This is a genomic window from Novosphingobium sp. TK46 (assembly GCF_055361525.1).
This window is the reverse complement of record NZ_CM143963.1, coordinates 40,531-55,528: the sequence shown is the minus strand read 5'-3', so window position 1 is coordinate 55,528 and position 14,998 is coordinate 40,531. Positions and strand designations below refer to the sequence as shown.

At 64.3% G+C, this 14,998-nt stretch carries 17 protein-coding genes and 1 pseudogene; 7 read left to right on the top strand and 11 right to left on the bottom strand.

Translation table 11 applies throughout. The features are described from left to right. Positions 1-9: 9 nt before the first annotated feature. Positions 10-495 carry a DUF427 domain-containing protein gene (locus tag ACXJ1Z_RS00280; RefSeq protein WP_463781129.1) on the top strand — a complete coding sequence of 162 codons (486 nt, stop codon included), beginning with the start codon at positions 10-12 and terminating at the stop codon, positions 493-495. 21 nt (positions 496-516) lie between these two features. Here the strand turns inward: ACXJ1Z_RS00280 and ACXJ1Z_RS00275 are convergent, their stop codons facing one another. The 5 genes from ACXJ1Z_RS00275 to ACXJ1Z_RS00255 all read right to left on the bottom strand — a co-directional run bounded on the left by ACXJ1Z_RS00275 (position 517) and on the right by ACXJ1Z_RS00255 (position 5,563). Next, the gene (locus tag ACXJ1Z_RS00275; protein ID WP_463778675.1) at positions 517-1,155 is read right to left on the bottom strand and encodes a methyltransferase domain-containing protein; all 639 of its coding nucleotides are present in this window, start codon (positions 1,153-1,155) and stop codon (positions 517-519) included. Continuing rightward, the gene (locus tag ACXJ1Z_RS00270) at positions 1,152-2,486 is read right to left on the bottom strand and encodes an ABC1 kinase family protein (RefSeq protein WP_463778673.1); all 1,335 of its coding nucleotides are present in this window, start codon (positions 2,484-2,486) and stop codon (positions 1,152-1,154) included. Before ACXJ1Z_RS00270 ends, ACXJ1Z_RS00275 begins: the two co-directional genes overlap by 4 nt. Then, positions 2,483-3,424 carry an NAD(P)/FAD-dependent oxidoreductase gene (locus ACXJ1Z_RS00265; RefSeq protein WP_463778671.1) on the bottom strand — a complete coding sequence of 314 codons (942 nt, stop codon included), beginning with the start codon at positions 3,422-3,424 and terminating at the stop codon, positions 2,483-2,485. The genes ACXJ1Z_RS00270 and ACXJ1Z_RS00265 overlap by 4 nt, the downstream gene beginning before the upstream one ends. Positions 3,425-3,521: 97 nt before the next feature. Next, a complete protein-coding gene (locus ACXJ1Z_RS00260) occupies positions 3,522-4,913 on the bottom strand; it encodes a sensor histidine kinase (RefSeq protein ID WP_463778669.1) in 1,392 nt (463 codons plus the stop codon). After that, positions 4,901-5,563 carry a response regulator transcription factor gene (locus tag ACXJ1Z_RS00255; protein ID WP_463778667.1) on the bottom strand — a complete coding sequence of 221 codons (663 nt, stop codon included), beginning with the start codon at positions 5,561-5,563 and terminating at the stop codon, positions 4,901-4,903. The genes ACXJ1Z_RS00260 and ACXJ1Z_RS00255 overlap by 13 nt, the downstream gene beginning before the upstream one ends. 136 nt (positions 5,564-5,699) lie before the next feature. On the opposite strand from ACXJ1Z_RS00255, the gene ACXJ1Z_RS00250 reads away from it, so the two are divergent. Then, positions 5,700-6,341: a hypothetical protein gene (locus ACXJ1Z_RS00250; RefSeq protein WP_463778666.1), complete on the top strand. Its 642-nt coding sequence runs from the start codon at positions 5,700-5,702 to the stop codon at positions 6,339-6,341. Positions 6,342-6,392: 51 nt separating this feature from the next. Here ACXJ1Z_RS00250 and ACXJ1Z_RS00245 read toward each other — a convergent pair whose 3' ends face one another. From ACXJ1Z_RS00245 to ACXJ1Z_RS00230, 4 genes are read right to left on the bottom strand one after another with little or no spacing between them, the layout of a single operon-like run. After that, positions 6,393-7,178, bottom strand: a complete 786-nt coding sequence (locus tag ACXJ1Z_RS00245) for an SDR family oxidoreductase (protein ID WP_463778664.1) — start codon at positions 7,176-7,178, stop codon at positions 6,393-6,395. Between the two features lie 33 nt (positions 7,179-7,211). Next, positions 7,212-7,982: an SDR family NAD(P)-dependent oxidoreductase gene (locus ACXJ1Z_RS00240; protein WP_463778663.1), complete on the bottom strand. Its 771-nt coding sequence runs from the start codon at positions 7,980-7,982 to the stop codon at positions 7,212-7,214. Between the two features lie 40 nt (positions 7,983-8,022). Further along, positions 8,023-8,805, bottom strand: a complete 783-nt coding sequence (locus tag ACXJ1Z_RS00235; RefSeq protein ID WP_463778661.1) for a carboxymuconolactone decarboxylase family protein — start codon at positions 8,803-8,805, stop codon at positions 8,023-8,025. Positions 8,806-8,816: 11 nt separating this feature from the next. Further along, positions 8,817-10,289 (bottom strand): aldehyde dehydrogenase family protein, encoded by a 1,473-nt coding sequence (locus tag ACXJ1Z_RS00230; RefSeq protein ID WP_463778660.1) that lies wholly within the window; start codon positions 10,287-10,289, stop codon positions 8,817-8,819. Between the two features lie 160 nt (positions 10,290-10,449). Between ACXJ1Z_RS00230 and ACXJ1Z_RS00225 the strand changes: the two genes are divergently transcribed. Next, the gene (locus tag ACXJ1Z_RS00225) at positions 10,450-11,172 is read left to right on the top strand and encodes a FadR/GntR family transcriptional regulator (RefSeq protein ID WP_463778658.1); all 723 of its coding nucleotides are present in this window, start codon (positions 10,450-10,452) and stop codon (positions 11,170-11,172) included. Between the two features lie 29 nt (positions 11,173-11,201). Here the strand turns inward: ACXJ1Z_RS00225 and ACXJ1Z_RS00220 are convergent, their stop codons facing one another. Beyond that, positions 11,202-11,849, bottom strand: a complete 648-nt coding sequence (locus ACXJ1Z_RS00220) for a hypothetical protein (RefSeq protein ID WP_463778657.1) — start codon at positions 11,847-11,849, stop codon at positions 11,202-11,204. A gap of 46 nt (positions 11,850-11,895) precedes the next feature. Further along, on the bottom strand, positions 11,896-12,501 hold the full coding sequence (locus ACXJ1Z_RS00215) for a phosphatase PAP2 family protein (RefSeq protein ID WP_463778655.1): 606 nt from the start codon (positions 12,499-12,501) through the stop codon (positions 11,896-11,898). 116 nt (positions 12,502-12,617) lie between these two features. Here ACXJ1Z_RS00215 and ACXJ1Z_RS00210 point away from each other — a divergent pair. The 4 genes and pseudogenes from ACXJ1Z_RS00210 to epsC form a co-directional block, all read left to right on the top strand. Continuing rightward, positions 12,618-13,142, top strand: a pseudogene (locus ACXJ1Z_RS00210) (ABC transporter ATP-binding protein); the annotation flags it as partial. Positions 13,143-13,153: 11 nt separating this feature from the next. Continuing rightward, a complete protein-coding gene (locus ACXJ1Z_RS00205; protein ID WP_463781128.1) occupies positions 13,154-13,501 on the top strand; it encodes a TonB-dependent receptor domain-containing protein in 348 nt (115 codons plus the stop codon). A gap of 95 nt (positions 13,502-13,596) precedes the next feature. Beyond that, entirely contained in the window at positions 13,597-13,890 is a 294-nt protein-coding gene (locus ACXJ1Z_RS00200) for a hypothetical protein (RefSeq protein ID WP_463778654.1), read from the top strand. Between the two features lie 89 nt (positions 13,891-13,979). After that, the gene (gene epsC / locus ACXJ1Z_RS00195) at positions 13,980-14,954 is read left to right on the top strand and encodes a serine O-acetyltransferase EpsC (RefSeq protein ID WP_463778652.1); all 975 of its coding nucleotides are present in this window, start codon (positions 13,980-13,982) and stop codon (positions 14,952-14,954) included. Positions 14,955-14,998: the final 44 nt, after the last annotated feature.

Below are 14,998 nucleotides of genomic sequence, written 5' to 3'. Positions count from 1 at the left end.
CAACCGATCATGCCGGATTTGTGTGGCCCCGGCCAGCGCAGTGTATGGGACTTTCCTAGACCGGCGGTGGCTGAACGCGTGACCCGCCATATCCGGATCATCCACAGCGACGTAGTTGTCGCGGACACGCGCACGGCGTTCCGCACCCTGGAAACCAGCCATCCGCCAAGCTATTATATTCCGCCGCAAGATATTGCCGCCGGCGTGCTCGATCGGGCCGACGGAACCTCGTTCTGCGAATGGAAGGGCCACGCCATCTATTACGATGTCGTCGTCGCAGGCGAGCGGCTGGAACGCGCGGGATGGAGCTACCCCGCGCCGACCGCACCCTTTGCCGACTTACGCGATCATGTGGCGTTCTATGCGGATCGGTTCGACGCCTGCTTCGTCGATGGAGAGAAGGTCGTCTCCCAGCCAGGCGGATTTTACGGCGGCTGGATCACGTCGGACCTCGCCGGCCCTTTCAAGGGCGTGCCGGGCAGTCGCTGGTGGTAGCGTGATGCAGGCCGGTTGGCTTCAGGCGCGACCGATCACGGTGACAAGCGGATCGCCGCTGCGTCCATCTGCCAGCAGAACGGTCGCGACTTCGCCGAAGCCCGCACGCTCGAGGTAGAGCTTGACCAGCGCGGCATGGCCACCAGTGTCGAGCCGCAGCCAGATCGCCACCGCCTTGGTGGGAAAGCACCGGTTCGAGAAGCTGACGACGAACGGACCGCCGGGTCGTAGGACCCGACGTATTTCCGCAAAGACCGCCACGGGCTGCTGCAGATATTGCACCCCCACGCAGCACAGAGCCGCATCGAAGGAGCCGTCTTCGAGGGGGAGCGATGCTTCGCGGTTGAGATCCTGGACGAACCAGCGATCGAGCCTGGGGTTGGCGGCAAGTTCAGCGGTGTTCATACCATGGCCGACCACACTGGCATATTCGATATCCGTCGGCAGATGGCTGACCCAACTCGACATCAGATCGAGAACGCGTCCACCTTGCGGAATGCGCTCGCGATAGCAATCGCTCAGTGCAGCGACCGCGCCTTCGTCGATATGGGTGACGAGCCGGGGCGGACCGTAGAAGGCCAGATCGTCGCCGTCATCCTGCCGGGCGAACGCGCCTGCGGGGAAGTCCGGCATCGCGGCTTGCTGACGCTCATCGGTCACGACGCAGAGCCCTCCAGTTGCTCAGCCACCATCGTGCGCACATCGACCCGCGCTTTAAGACGCGCGGCGAGCAAGGCAGTGCCGCTGATCTTGCGCTGGACGAACAGCATGTCGGCAGGGGGTAGATGCCAGGCCGCCCGGTCGCTCGCCACCGCCATGCCATCGTCGCGCAGCACACCGACGAAAGCGCGATCCCCGAAGCCAAACAGACCGGGCTTGTTGAGTTCCGCAAGGATCACGTCGATCATGCGGTCGAGCACCGCGCCGTGCCGCTGGGTCATCTCGGCCGTCGTGATCCCGGCCGCGATCGAAGCGTTTTTGACCCGCTCGCGATCGCCCGACAGTCCCGCCAGCAGCAATCCGCGATACGCTTCGGCCGTGGCAGGCGCGATCGGGCGAGCAGCGCCAAAGTCCAGCAGCACGAGGCGGCCGCTATCGGATTGGTAGCGATAGTTCGCGAAATTCGGATCGGTCTGCATCGTGCCGAATTCGAACAGTTCGCGCAGCACCAGCCGCAGCAGTGTGACCATCAGCGCGTCGCGGGTTTCTTGCGGGGCATCCACCAGCGTCTCGACCGGTACGCCCTCGACGAAGCTCATAGCCAGCACGCGCGACGTGGTGAATTTGGGTTCCAACGTGGGCACGACGAACTCCGGCGACCCGGCCAGCAGGGAGCCGAACAGGGTCATCTGCCGACCTTCTCGCTCATAGTCCGCCTCTTCCTTGAGCTGTTGCTTGGCCTCTTCCAGCAAGGGACGAATATCCAGACCCTGCGGCAGCACGCCCGACACGCGCAGCAAAGTCGCGACGTTGTCGACATCGGCGTCGATGCTTTCGGCAACGCCGGGATATTGCACCTTGATCGCCAGCTGCCGACCGTCATGGGTGGTCGCGCGATGGACTTGCCCGATCGATGCGGCGGCTATCGGATTGGGTTCGAACCGGGCGAACTGTGTGCGCCAGTCACGGCCCCATTGTTTCGCCAGAACCGTCTGCAGCTGCGATGGCGGCATGCGATAGCCGCGTTCGCGCAAACGGCTCATGATCTGCGCCAGTTCCGGCGGCAGCATGTCGCCCGCATCCATCGACACCATCTGCCCTAGCTTCATCGCTGCCCCGCGCAAGTGGGCGAGCTGGTCCGCGACGCGGGACACGTTGCCAGGTGTCAGCAGCATGTCGCGCATGCGCGGTCGCTCTCCGCTGGCAAGGCGACGTGCGCCCTCGGCGACCATCCCGCCGGCAACGCCACTCGCCAATCGGCCGAACGAGCCCAAGCGCGAAAGCCGCCCGCTCGGAACGGTCCTGCCGCGGCTGTCGCTGTCGTCGCTCATGCCGGTACCATCGCATCGATGGCATGGGCGAGTTGCTGTCCGGAGAGCCAGGCGCATTCGATACGCGGCCCCAGCAGCCAGTCGCCACAGGCACCCAAGCGCACAGCCGGATCCCACAAGACCTTGCCTCCAGCCGCACCAGACCGCGCAAAACGCCAACGATGCGCGGTGATCTCAACTGGCAAGGGCACGGGGATCCCGAGCTTCGTCGCCAGTTCGGTCAGGAGTGCATGGCCGACAGCCTCCGGTTCCTCTTCCAAGTGTGCGATGGACCATCCGGGGTTGGCCTGGATTACCCAGCTTTCCGGGCCGACTCGCGCCGGTTTGGCCGAGTTGCGCGCGGCCCAGCCGATCGGACCGGCGTCGCGCAGAACCTCGGGTCCGGATAGCGGGGCAGCGAACGCGGCCATGACGGTCCAGCAAGGCGCCGATGGCGTTTCGCGCGCGAGTTCGGCCATCGCGGCTACATGGGGGCGCAACAAATCGGCGGCTTGCTCCGCCGGGACCGCGACGACCAACCCATCGAACGTCCCGGCATCAAGCTTGTCGCCATGCAGAACCCATCCCTCTGACTGCCGCTCGAAGCTGACGATGCGAACGCTCCAAGTGACGTCATGTTGATCTGCCAGTCGCCTGATCGGCGCATTCATAGCCGGCGTGCCGACCCAGGCATCGGGTCCGGCGGCGGGCCATTTGGACACGACGTCGCTTGCGGCCCAATCGGCCACCTGCGCCGCGAAGTGCGGATCATGCGCGGTGAAATACTGCGCACCATGATCGAAGCTGGCTTCACCCAAGGGCGTGGCGATACGGCGAGTTGCCATCCGCCCGCCCGGGCCACGGCCCTTGTCGAACAGGCTGACCTCGTGGCCGCTCGCAACCAGCCCCCGCGCGCAGGATAGCCCCGACATTCCCGCTCCGATGATCGCTATGCGCATGTCGCTCCTCGTTGGGTGTTGACCCGTATCGCTCCGAAGATAGGAAGCTGTCGGGGATAGCGACACATGCCCCTGAGTGCGCTCACCTGTCTTGCGTTCACCCGGCGTGTCGGCTGCCGGCTGCGGGCAGGATGACTATAGCGCGCAAGCCCCCGCCGTCGGCATCTTCAAGCAGGAAGTCGCCGCCATAGATCGCGGTCAGGTCGATCGCGATGGCGAGGCCGAAGCCATGCCCATCGCCGCGCTCGTCCAGGCGGATACCGGGCTGTCCCACCAGCGCGCGTTGGGCCGCCGGTATGCCGGGGCCATCGTCGGTAACGGCGATACACACGCGCCTGGCATCGTCACCGTCGCGCCGGCATCGAACCTCTATACGGCTTGTGGCGTGTCGCGCGGCGTTGTCGAGCAGATTGCCCAGCAATTCGTCCAAGTCCTGCGGATCGAGCGCGACGCGCAAGCTATCGTCGGCTTCCATCGTGAAGGTCAGGCTGCGGTCGCCATGAAGGCGCCGGACGGTGTCGATCAGGTCCGTTAGCGCCGGCGCCAACGAAGTCGCGGCGCGGTGGTCGACCGCCTGGACCCTGGCGCGGGCAAGGTGGTGGCGAATGGTCGCGTCGATGCGCGAGACCTGCGCGGCCATCGCGGGATCATCTCGCGCATCGAGCGCGAGCGCGGCTACCGGTGTCTTGAGCGCATGCGCCAGATTGGCGGCGGATTGCCGGGCGGCGGTCAATGCCGCCGCGTTCTGCCGGCTCAGCGCATTGAGTTCGAGCGCAAGCGGGCGCAGCTCGTCTGGCTGATCCTCATCCACGGTGCTGCGTTCGCCGGCGCGGATCTGCGCCATCTGATCGCGCAATCGGCGCAAGGGGCTCAAACCAAGCCGCAACTGCAACAAGGTCGCCAGCGCCAGCAGTACCGCCAGCACGGCTAGGATCGCCAGCAGCGGCACCAGTGCGCCGCGGATCGGGCGACGCACGACGTCGCGCGGGGCGGCGGCGGTCAGGGTGACCGGTCCGGCCTTCGTCAACATCGTCAACTGTCGGGCATGGACCGCAACATGGTCGCGGCCGACACCCTCCCTCACCTGAACATGCTCGATGGATTCTTCGGGCGGGGGAGGGCCATGATCATTTTCCCGCCTATGTTCAGGTCGCGGAGGGCGCGGATCGAGCGACGGGAAATCGCGCGAACCGATCGTGCCCATCGGTGATACGATCCGCCAACGCCAGCCGGGACCGCCCTGCAACGCGCCGATACCCTGCGTCAGGCGCAGTCGATCCACCCGCCCGTCCGCGTCCACGGTACTCGCGAGCAGTGCCACTTGCGCATCGAGCCGCTCGTCCAGCCCCTCGGTCACGAAACGTTCGAGTACGCCTGCGATCGCCCAGCCGGCAATCAGCAGGGCCATAACCGATGCGAGCACAGACAACATCAGCATGCGCGCGTGCAGCGAACGCGGGACGATGCGCAAGGCGGTCAGTCGGGACATGCAAGACGGTAGCCGCGCCCACGCACCGTTTCGATCAGAGCGGCTCCGATCTTCTTGCGCAGCCGTCCGATGATAACCTCCAGGCTGTTGGAATCAACGTCGGCATCGCCTTCATAGACACGCTCGAGTAAATCGAGCCGTTCGATGACGGCTCCCTTGTGCAGCATGAGCTGCGAAAGGACCCGCCATTCGAACGCGGTCAGCTTCAACGGCAGTCCCTCCAGCTCGAACTGTCCGGTCTGGCTCTCGAAGCCGAGCGGCCCGCAGGAAAGGCGTGTCTGCGCATGTCCGGCGGAACGACGGACCATGGCGCGCAAACGCATGACCAATTCCTCCACGCGGAACGGTTTCACCAGATAATCGTCGGCGCCTGCCTTGAACCCGGCCACTTTGTCTGACCAGCCTTCGCGTGCGGTCAGGATCAGCACCGGCAAGTCGCGCTCCGCTTCGCGCCAGGCGCGTAGAACGGCGATTCCGTCCATGCCGGGAAGACCAAGATCGAGCACCGCTGCATCGTATCGCTCGGTCTCTCCCAAATGCGCGGCATCGATGCCGTCCGCGGCAAGATCGACCGCGAAGTTTTCTTCGCGCAACGCATGGGCGATGCGGGGGCCGAGATCACGATCGTCTTCGACAAGCAGGATACGCATGAGCCCGTCCTAGGCGCGGTGTTTAAACCCAAACTGAACCGGCCGGTTCAGCGCAGGGAGGGTGCCCGGCGACTACTAGGGGGTCGTCGCAAGAAGACCAAAGGAGTTGATGATGAAAGATCGTCTGATCACAAGAATGAGCTCGCGCCAGAAGCTGGGCTTGGGCGCCGTGGCGCTGCTGGGGCTCGGTTTCGCGGGAGGCGCGGGCGCGGTCTCGTTGACCCGTCCGCCGGTAAGCATGGCACCTTCCGTTCCGACACCCGTGGCGCGGCTGGCGAATGCGCGCGGCATCGTCACCGTGAAAGGCCGTGTCGCCGACGTGTATGGCGATCGCTTCGTGGTACAGGATGCGACCGGTCGTGCGCTGGTGGCCGCCGGCCATGATGGCGCGACGGCCTTGACGGTCGGCGCCCCGGTGCAGGTGCAGGGGCGCTTCGAAGACGGACAACTGCGCGCACGCTATCTGGTGAATGCTGCTGGCGAAGTCGAGGAAGTCGGCCCACCGCGTCCGCCCAAGGGGTCGCACGATCGTGACGGCCGCGACGGGCCACATGGTGGCCCTGGTGGGCCCCACGATGGCCCGCCGCCGCCGCCGCGTCCTGGCGATGCACCACCGCCGCCGCCGGCAGGGCGTCCCGGTGCGCCGGGTGTGGCAGGACCGGATGGTGCAGCGCCACCGCCGCCGCCTGTGGCCTCCGAGCGCGGACAAGTGCCGCCCCCGCCGGTAGTGGGACGGCCGGTCGCGCCCACTGCGACACCCCCGGCGCCTGGTAACTGAAGGTTTGGGACGAGGTGGCCTTGTCGGCCTCCTCGTCTCATCTTCCAGAATTCAGGGACGCAAGACCCAGCCGCCATCCACGTGGATCGTCTGGCCGCTGATCCAGGCTCCGGCTTGCGAGCACAGCAACAGCGCGGTGCCCACCAGCTCGTCGGGCTCTCCGCGTGCGCGTAGGGCCACGGTCATGTTCAGGAACTGGATGAAGGGTGAATCGTCGGGCACCAGCAGCTTGCCGGCATCGCTGGTAACGTTGCCCGGCGCGATCGCATTGCAGGTGATGCCGTCCTTGCCGAACTGCTTGGCCAGCGTCGTCGTCAGCCCGACGAGTGCCAGCTTGGAGATGCCGTAGAGGCCGGTCGCGGGAAAGGCGCCGCCGGACGTCTGGTTGATGATGCGGCCGCCGCCACGCTCGCGCATCGAGGGAATGACGGCCCGGGCGCAGAGCAGCGCACCGTTCAGGTTCACCGCGAAAGCCTTGTTCCACGCATCCAGGCTGATCGTCTCGCAATTGTCGTAGCTGATATCGACCATCAAGGCGGCGTTGTTGATCAAGATATCCACTCCGCCGAACGCATCGACGGCGGCCTTGCCCATCGCCAGTGTCGAGGCTTCGTCGGCGACGTCGACCTGGACGCCGATCGCCTTGCCGCCTTCAGCGACGATTTCCTCTGCCACAGCCTTGGCACCATCACCGTTGAGGTCGGCAACGACGATCGCCGCACCTGCCTGCGCGAGGCCTGCGGCATAGGCCCGGCCGATCGAGTTGCCGCGCCCGCCAGCGCCGGTAACGACCGCTACTTTGCCATCGAGGCGGAACTGGTCGAGTGAGAATGTCATGTCTTGCGTATCCTTGATCAAATGGCGTGGATGTCAGCCTGCGGTGATGCCGGCGTCGATCGAGAGGCAAGCGCCGTGAAACCCGCGCCCCGCCTCGGAGCCGAGCATGAGGATCATGTCGGCCACGTCGTCGACTTCGACAGTGCCCCGCATCCCCGAAAAGCGCTTGAGCAGCTCGAAATCGCAGTTCTCGGGCGGAACGAAGTTGGCGGCTATGTTGGTGATCATACCACCTGGCGCCACGGCGTTTATGCGGATCGGCTTTTTCTGAAACTCCATCGCCAGCGCCTTGGTCATGCCGACGATGCCCCACTTGCTCGCGCAATAGGCGGCGGCGTAAGCCTCCCCTATGTACGAGGCCGACGATGCGACGTTCACGATCGCGCCGTTCGTTTCCAACAGATAGGGGATCGCCGCCTGCGACAGGATGAAGGGGGCGGCGAGGTTCACGTCCAGCGTGCGCTGCAACTGGGCGAGGGGCATGTCCGGCGTATTGGCAAGATAGATAAGACCCGCGACGTTGCACAACGCATCGAGCCGCCCAAACTTGTCAATCGCCGCTGCGACGACCGCCTGGCATGTCGTGGCGTCTGAGAGGTCGGCAACGTGGGTGGCGACATCCGTTGCTGTTACGCCCAGTTGCGTAGCGGTCTCGGCCAGGGCGGTCGCGTTGACGTCGACGAGGAACACCTGAGCGCCGGCAGCGGCGAATTTGCGCGCAGTGGCTTGGCCCAACCCCGATGCCGCGCCAGTGATCAGCGCGACCTTGCCCGCAAGTTGAGGTTTCTCGAACAGCGAGGTCAAGGCAGCATCCTTTGGCAGGCGGAACGGATGAACGGAGCGATCATCCGTTCCATGGCAGGCCATTCTTGACCTTCTGGATCATCTCCAGAATGACGCCTTGCATCCGCGATGCCTTCGGCCAGCCAGCGTGGGTGCCGTATTGCAGCACGAACTCGAGCATTTCCTCGGGCTTGCAATTGCCGCTCGCCATTGCAGCGTGGATGTGGCTGCGGATCGGTATTTCAGCGCCGGATTCACACACTCCGACGAGGGTGATCCAGCGACGCGACGGTTCATCGAGCCCGCGACGGCACCACATCTCTCCGAAAACGAAGTTGTTGATGCCCTCGAGGTATGGTGTCGCGGGCGGACCCGGTTCGAACAGCATGACCTGATGGAATTCGCCATGTCCGCGATCGTTGCGCACCTTGGGATCCCAGGGTGCCGGACAGATCGGCGGAACATCGGCGGGCGGCAAGCCGAGTTCGTCAGCCACGCGGGTTATCACGCGATCGAGCCGACCCCCGTTGCCCCAGCCCGCATAAACGGCAAGGTGGAGCGCCCCTTCGCGAAGCTCCGCCAGCGACAGATGCTCGCCGGTAAGCGCCCCACGCACGAAGTTTTCGATTTCGGCGTCCGCCAGCCCGCAGGTGACTGCGGTGGCGATCGCCACGAGGAAACGAGCCCGGCGCGGAAGTCCCGGACGGGTCCAGACTTCGGCGAAGAGGAAATCACGCCAGGATTCCTCCAGTAGTGTGTTTGGTGTGGTCGCCGGGCGTCCGGTCACCTCGGCCTGGGTGGCGAGGCCGCGTGAGGCGCGGTCCTGTGGATCTAGCAACGACATGATATCCTCCGTCAATCCTTGAGGTTGACCCACACGTTGCGGACCTGCTGGAACTCGCGCAGGCCCTCGATCCCGCCCAGGCGACCATGGCCCGAGTGCTTCATCCCGCCGAACGGTACGCACGGCGTCATTGCCTCGCCGCTGCCGTTAACCTGCACCTGACCCGCCTGCATCTGATTGGCGACGCGGTGCGCGCGAGACAGATTGGTGGTGTGGACATAGGCGCCCAAGCCATAATCCGTGTCGTTTGCCAGAGAAACCGCCTCCTCCTCGCTATCGAAGGGCGTGACGACCAGCACCGGGCCGAACACTTCCTTGCGGGCGATTTCGCTATCCGACGCGACGTCGGCCAGCACGGTGATCGGGTAGAAGTAACCGTCACCATGTTCACCGCCCATCCGCTCGCCACCGCACAGGACGCGGCCGCCTTGTGCTGCGCCATTCTCTACCATACCGGCGATACGGTTCAGCGCGGCATCGTTGATGACCGGGCCCATGAAGGTATCCATCGCGAAGGGGTCACCCACCTTCACGTGGCCCGCCATCGCGGTGAGCATCTGCAGATACGGCTCGTAGATCGCCCGCTCGACCAGCAGGCGTGTGCCATTGACGCAGCCTTGACCGTTGGCGCTGACCGCGCCTGACAGACCGCGCTTGGCCGCGTCCTGCAAGCTGGCATCGGCGAAGACGAGCACGGCCGACTTGCCGCCAAGCTCCAAGCCGACCGGCTTGAGCGTTTCGGCGGCGCTGCCCAGGATCTTGCGCGCGGTGGCACCGCTGCCGATGAACTCGATCTTGTCTATACCGGGATGCGAGACCATCGCCGCGCCGACTTCGGCGCCGCCGGTCACCAGGTTGACGACACCGGGTGGGAAACCGGCCTGCTGAACCAACTCGAGCAGGCGCATAAGCGACCACGGAGCGAGTTCGGGCGCCTTGAGCACGATGCAGTTGCCGGCGGCCAACGCCGGGGCCATCACCATGGTCGCGGCAAAGAGCGGGCCGTTCCAGGGAACGATTACCCCGATCGTGCCGAATGGTTCATAGCTCACGTAATCGTGTGCCGGGCCACCCCAGGTCGCGACGGTGCGGCCTTCGATCTTGTCGGCCCAGCCGCCATAATACCGGAATTTCTGCGCGGCATCGTAGCTCATGTGCGAGCCGGCGATAATGATGGAGCCATTCTCCGCCGTCAGCAACGGCGACATCGAGGCGGCCTCAGCTTCGAAGATGGCGGCGAGGCGGAACATCAGATCCCGGCGCTTGTCCCCCGGCATGGCGCGCCAGGCAGGCTGCGCAGCCTTGGCGGCCGATACGGCACGATCGACGTCATCAGCGTTTGCCATGCGAATTTCACGCGTAACCTGGCCGGTGGCCGGATAAACGTGCGCCCATTTGTCGCCATTCCCGCCAGCTTCGCGGCCATCGCCAATGACGATGGCGTGCTGCGGAAACTGCGAGATGTCCGGATGCTGAAAGCCCATCCCATTCTCTCCTATTTAGGCGTCGGTTGAAACTACCGCTTCGTTGTGTTGCGGAGCCTATGGCGCTAAAACTTAGCCGTCAATTGATTTGATATCCCCATTTTAGCTTGAAAATACCCGTCGAAAGTCGAATTATCTGCTTATTATTAGGAGAGGGACGTTGGCACGAGCGAAGCGGAGCAGCGAAGGTCGCAACCTGGTTGGGCGAACGACGGACGTCTTGCGAGAGCGCATTTTCGCCAACGATCCGGGATCTTTAATTGGCTCGCTGCAGGAACTGGCGCGCGCCCTGCAGGTGGGCATCGTGACGTTGCAGCAAGCGGCGCGCGTGCTTGAGCATGAGGGGCTGCTGGAAGTTCGCCGGGGCCCCGGCGGCGGGTACTATGGAACTCGGCCGGACGAGGCCGCGCTGGAACGCGCGTTGCATTCGTACATGCGTATGAATCCGACGTCGTTCGAGGAAGCGCTCGACATGACTTCGCTGCTGTTCAACGAACTCGTCACCGCGGCGGCAGAATGCACCGCCGTCGTCGAACGCGAGGAACTCAAGGGGCTCGCGCAGCGCCTGAACGCGCTAGACAGCATCGAAACGCTCGGGGCGTTCGAGGCTGATTTTCAGGAACTCCTGTTCCGAATGGTTCGGCGTCCGCTGTTCGAGATGCTGACACGCGTCACGCTCGGGTATTCATCAAATCAGCAATCTCTGCGGATCCACCAACTTGAAAGCAATTTTGCCCTCTGGCGCGAAGGGCGGCGACGGATCATCCTGGCGATCCTGGCCAACGATCCGGAACTGACGAGGTTCGAGGCTGATCGGCAGAACCGGGCGACCGTGCTCGCTTATCTGCGCCAGCTTCGCGCGGCTCCCGCTACTCAAGGATGATGGCGTCACCAGTGGATGCGATGCGGATCCTACTTACGGGGTAATAGGCTAGTCCATCGCGCATCGAGACGAACCTGGCTGCTCGCCGGCTTGACGCGTTCCACCAGCGAAAGTCCGCGCAGGGTCAGGGTGTGGCCGCTCAGCCAGTGGCCGGCGATCGTGTAACCCACGTCGTAGATCGCGACATCCTCATGCGGTTTGCCGTCGACGAGGAAGCGTGTGGTGATCGTCACCGGCAAACGCTCGTCCCCCCGGCTGTCATCGGGCAGACCCGCCTGTTCGCGTGCTTTCTCCAGTGACTTTTCGAACCAGCCGGCCTCGATCCTGGGCTCGCCTGTGGTCTGCGCCGGATCGACGGACAACGCTGCAGGAAAGGTGACGGTCTGGCTCTGCACCGTCTGTGCTTCGTCGCCGGGTTTGAGAATCAGCGTTCCCTTGCCCGAACTCGTCGCGGTAAGCACTAGGGTAGCCGCTCGTGAGGATGCTTGCTGCGCTTCAATGTGCTTGGTCACCTCGGCATCGCGGCGCTCGCTCCAACTGTTCCACAACGTGAGCGCCGAGATCGAGACGGCGACGACGGTGAGCACTTCGGCAAGGGTTATCCAGCGCCGCCGGGTCGCGGCCGCTTGCGCTGCCTGAACCGTGGCTTTCGTGTCTGGCTCTGAGTTGTCGGTCACGCTCGCGTTCCATCACCCACCAGGTCTGACGTCAAGTCAGACCTGGTCATCGCCGCAAAACAATGCTCACCCCGCGCATCAGCAACCGTCCGGCAAGACCGACGACGGTGTTCGCCGCCGCTCCGATCGCCACGCCTGCGCCGACATCGGTAAGGTAATGCGAGCAACGCGGAACTTGCGCGAGCGCCACTGCTCCGGCTGCCGCCAAAGCGAGCGGGCGCTGCCGCGGGTACAGGGCGCTGAAACCGGTCGCGACCGCCATGGCGCCCGCGCTGTGGCCTGATGGAAAGCTGCTTTCCTCCTTGCCGGTGTCGCTGCCCGCCTGCGGTTTTTCATCGTCCTTGCCATCGGCGCTACGGGGGCGGGTACGATCGACGCGATCCTTGACCATGGTCTTGGCCTGGGTGGCGAGTTCGTGCGCCAGCAGCATTCGTGTGCCCGCTGCGATCATCCGAATATCGCGGCGGACCAGTCCGAGCACGACGACCCCGCCGCATAACGTACGGGCTTGCGGCTGATCGCTGATGTCGCTCAACTTGCTCATTAAAGCGACAATCGGATTGGACCGCGCGGGCTTCACCGCCTCGTGCACCTTGTGATCGACGTTGAGCAATGCTGAGGCGGCGTCGTCGGCGTGGTTTTGCAATGTCATGCCTGCTGAACCCGGCGCCGATGCTTTTGTGCCGCCCGCCCCATGGTACGGACGCATGATGGCCCTCTAGGCAGTTGAAGGTGAGAGCGCGCGTCCACTCCGCATGCGATGTCGCAATGCTACCCTGCCGCCGCCATTCCTTCTATCTGCGTATCGGCTGGCGGCTGAATCTGGCAACCGTGACCGTATCGGGGTTGAGCAAGTGCTTCGGCGCCGGCGTGGCATTGCACCCCACTGAACTTGCGATCGCCGACGGCGAGTTCGTGGTGATCGTCAGTCCCTCCGGCTGCGGCAAGTCGACGCTGTTGCGTCGGATCGCCGGGTTGGAGGAGCCGAGCGCCGAACAGGTCTGCATCGACGGTCGCGACATTACCGATGCGGCGCCCGCCGATCGCGGGCTCGCCATGGTGTTCCAATCCTATGCGCTCTACCCACATCTCAGCGTCGCGGAGAACATCGCCTTTCCGCTCAAGGTGGCGCATGTGGCGAAGGCGCGGGTTGCTGAACGTATGGCGCAAGTGGCTAGTGCGCTGGATTTGACGGCCTTGCTGGACCGCCGCCCAGCGGCTCTTTCGGGCGGTCAGCGCCAGCGGGTGTCGATCGCACGCGCTATCGTGCGAGAGCCCAAGGTGCTCTTGCTCGACGAGCCGCTATCGAACCTGGATGCCGGACTGCGCGTCCGGATGCGACCGCATCGCGTGGCAAGTTCGACGTCTGGGAAGCCTTTGACGAAATCAATGCGCCGCTCCTCAAGGATCAGCCGCTCGCGCACCTGCTGTCGTTCGGCGCGGCAGGTCGTTATTCCGATTACTCCACTATCGGCAGTACCTGGACATACCAGTTCAACGGCATCTGGGCTCCCGTCGAGGATATCAGCTTTCGCGGTTCCCACGGCCAATCGGTCCGCGCACCGGCTCCAGCGACTTCGTTTCGGACCCTTGCTATCTTGGCACGCGCGGCGATGGCACGCAGTTCCGCGAGGCGAACTGCCGCGGTCTGATCACGGCGGCGGGCGGCGACCCCAATAGGTTCACGAGCGCCGCCAACCCGAACGCGAACATCAACATTCCCGGCGCCCAAGAGGGCAACCCGAACTTGCGTGCCGAAACCGCCCGTACCTGGACGGCGGGTGTGGTGCTGCGGCCCGGCTTCGTGCCCCGTCGCGTCGCGCTATTTCCGCTTCAAGGATTTCATTTCCGCTTCAAGGAGTTGTGGCAGCATGACGTCCAGCATCATCAGCTGGATGCGACCGAGGACTTCGCGTTATACGCCGGGGTCAACAATCTTGCCGACCAGAGGCCGGATATCGGGTTCGAGACCAACGTTCCGATTTCGCCTTTGGGACGCTACATCTATGCTGGCGCCAAGATGAGGATCGAAGGGCGCTGACACATTTGTTCTTTTGACTTTCGGCGATGGCACCGAACCGGCTAATGGGGATCGAGATGAGTAGCGATCCCAAAGCCCAAGGTGCTCCGGTGCCCGAATCCCGTTCCAGCGAGGACCATGCCGACATCTGGGATGTCGCCGCTGTCGTGCGAGAACTTGCCGACGTTCGCCGCAACTGGCGCGAGATCAATGCGCAGCACATCGAATATGGGTCGGAAAGCTACCCGTCACGCGTGCGGATCAGCAAGGTCATCGAGGAATTGTCGGGCGCGCTGTTCCCGATGCGGCTCGGCCCGGACTTCGTGCGTCCGCACAACGAAGACACCTTCGTCACCCAGACCTTGCAGATCGCACTCAGCCGCTTGCATGCCCAGCTGCGCCTTGAACTGACCTATGCTCAGGATCGCGCCGATGGCGAGGATGTCGATGCGCACTCCACCCGCATCGTCATCGCCTTGTCGCGCCAGCTGCCTGAGATCCGGCGTTTGCTCGACCTCGACATGGAGGCGGCGTTCCGAGGGGACCCATCTGCTCGCAGCCTGGACGAGGTGCTGATCTGTTTTCCGGGGATGCTGGCCATCATCCACCATCGGGTGGCCCATGCGCTCTACAACCTGGGCGTGCCGCTGGTGGCGCGTATCATCGCCGAGTTATCGCACAGCCGCACCGGGATCGATCTCCATCCCGGTGCCCGCATTGGCGAGGGCTTCTTCATCGATCATGGCACCGGCGCGGTGATCGGCGAGACCGCGATCATCGGCAACAACGTACGCATCTACCAGGGCGTGACGCTAGGCGCGAAGAATTTCCCGATCGACCCGAACGGCGCCTTGATCAAGGCGTTGCCACGCCATCCGGTGATCGAGAATAACGTGGTGATCTATGCCGGTGCGACGATCCTGGGCCGCGTCACGATAGGCGAGGGCTCCGAAATTGGCGGCAACGTCTGGCTGACCCATGACGTGCCGCCGTTCAGCCGTGTCTACCAGGCGCGCGAGCAAAACCTCGTAATCCGGGCGAACGGCGATCTTAAGTCCGAGGGGGCGCATAACGGGCTTTTGTAGCTCTGCCTCATGTTTTAGGGATGAAGTCACTGTCTTGAAACGAC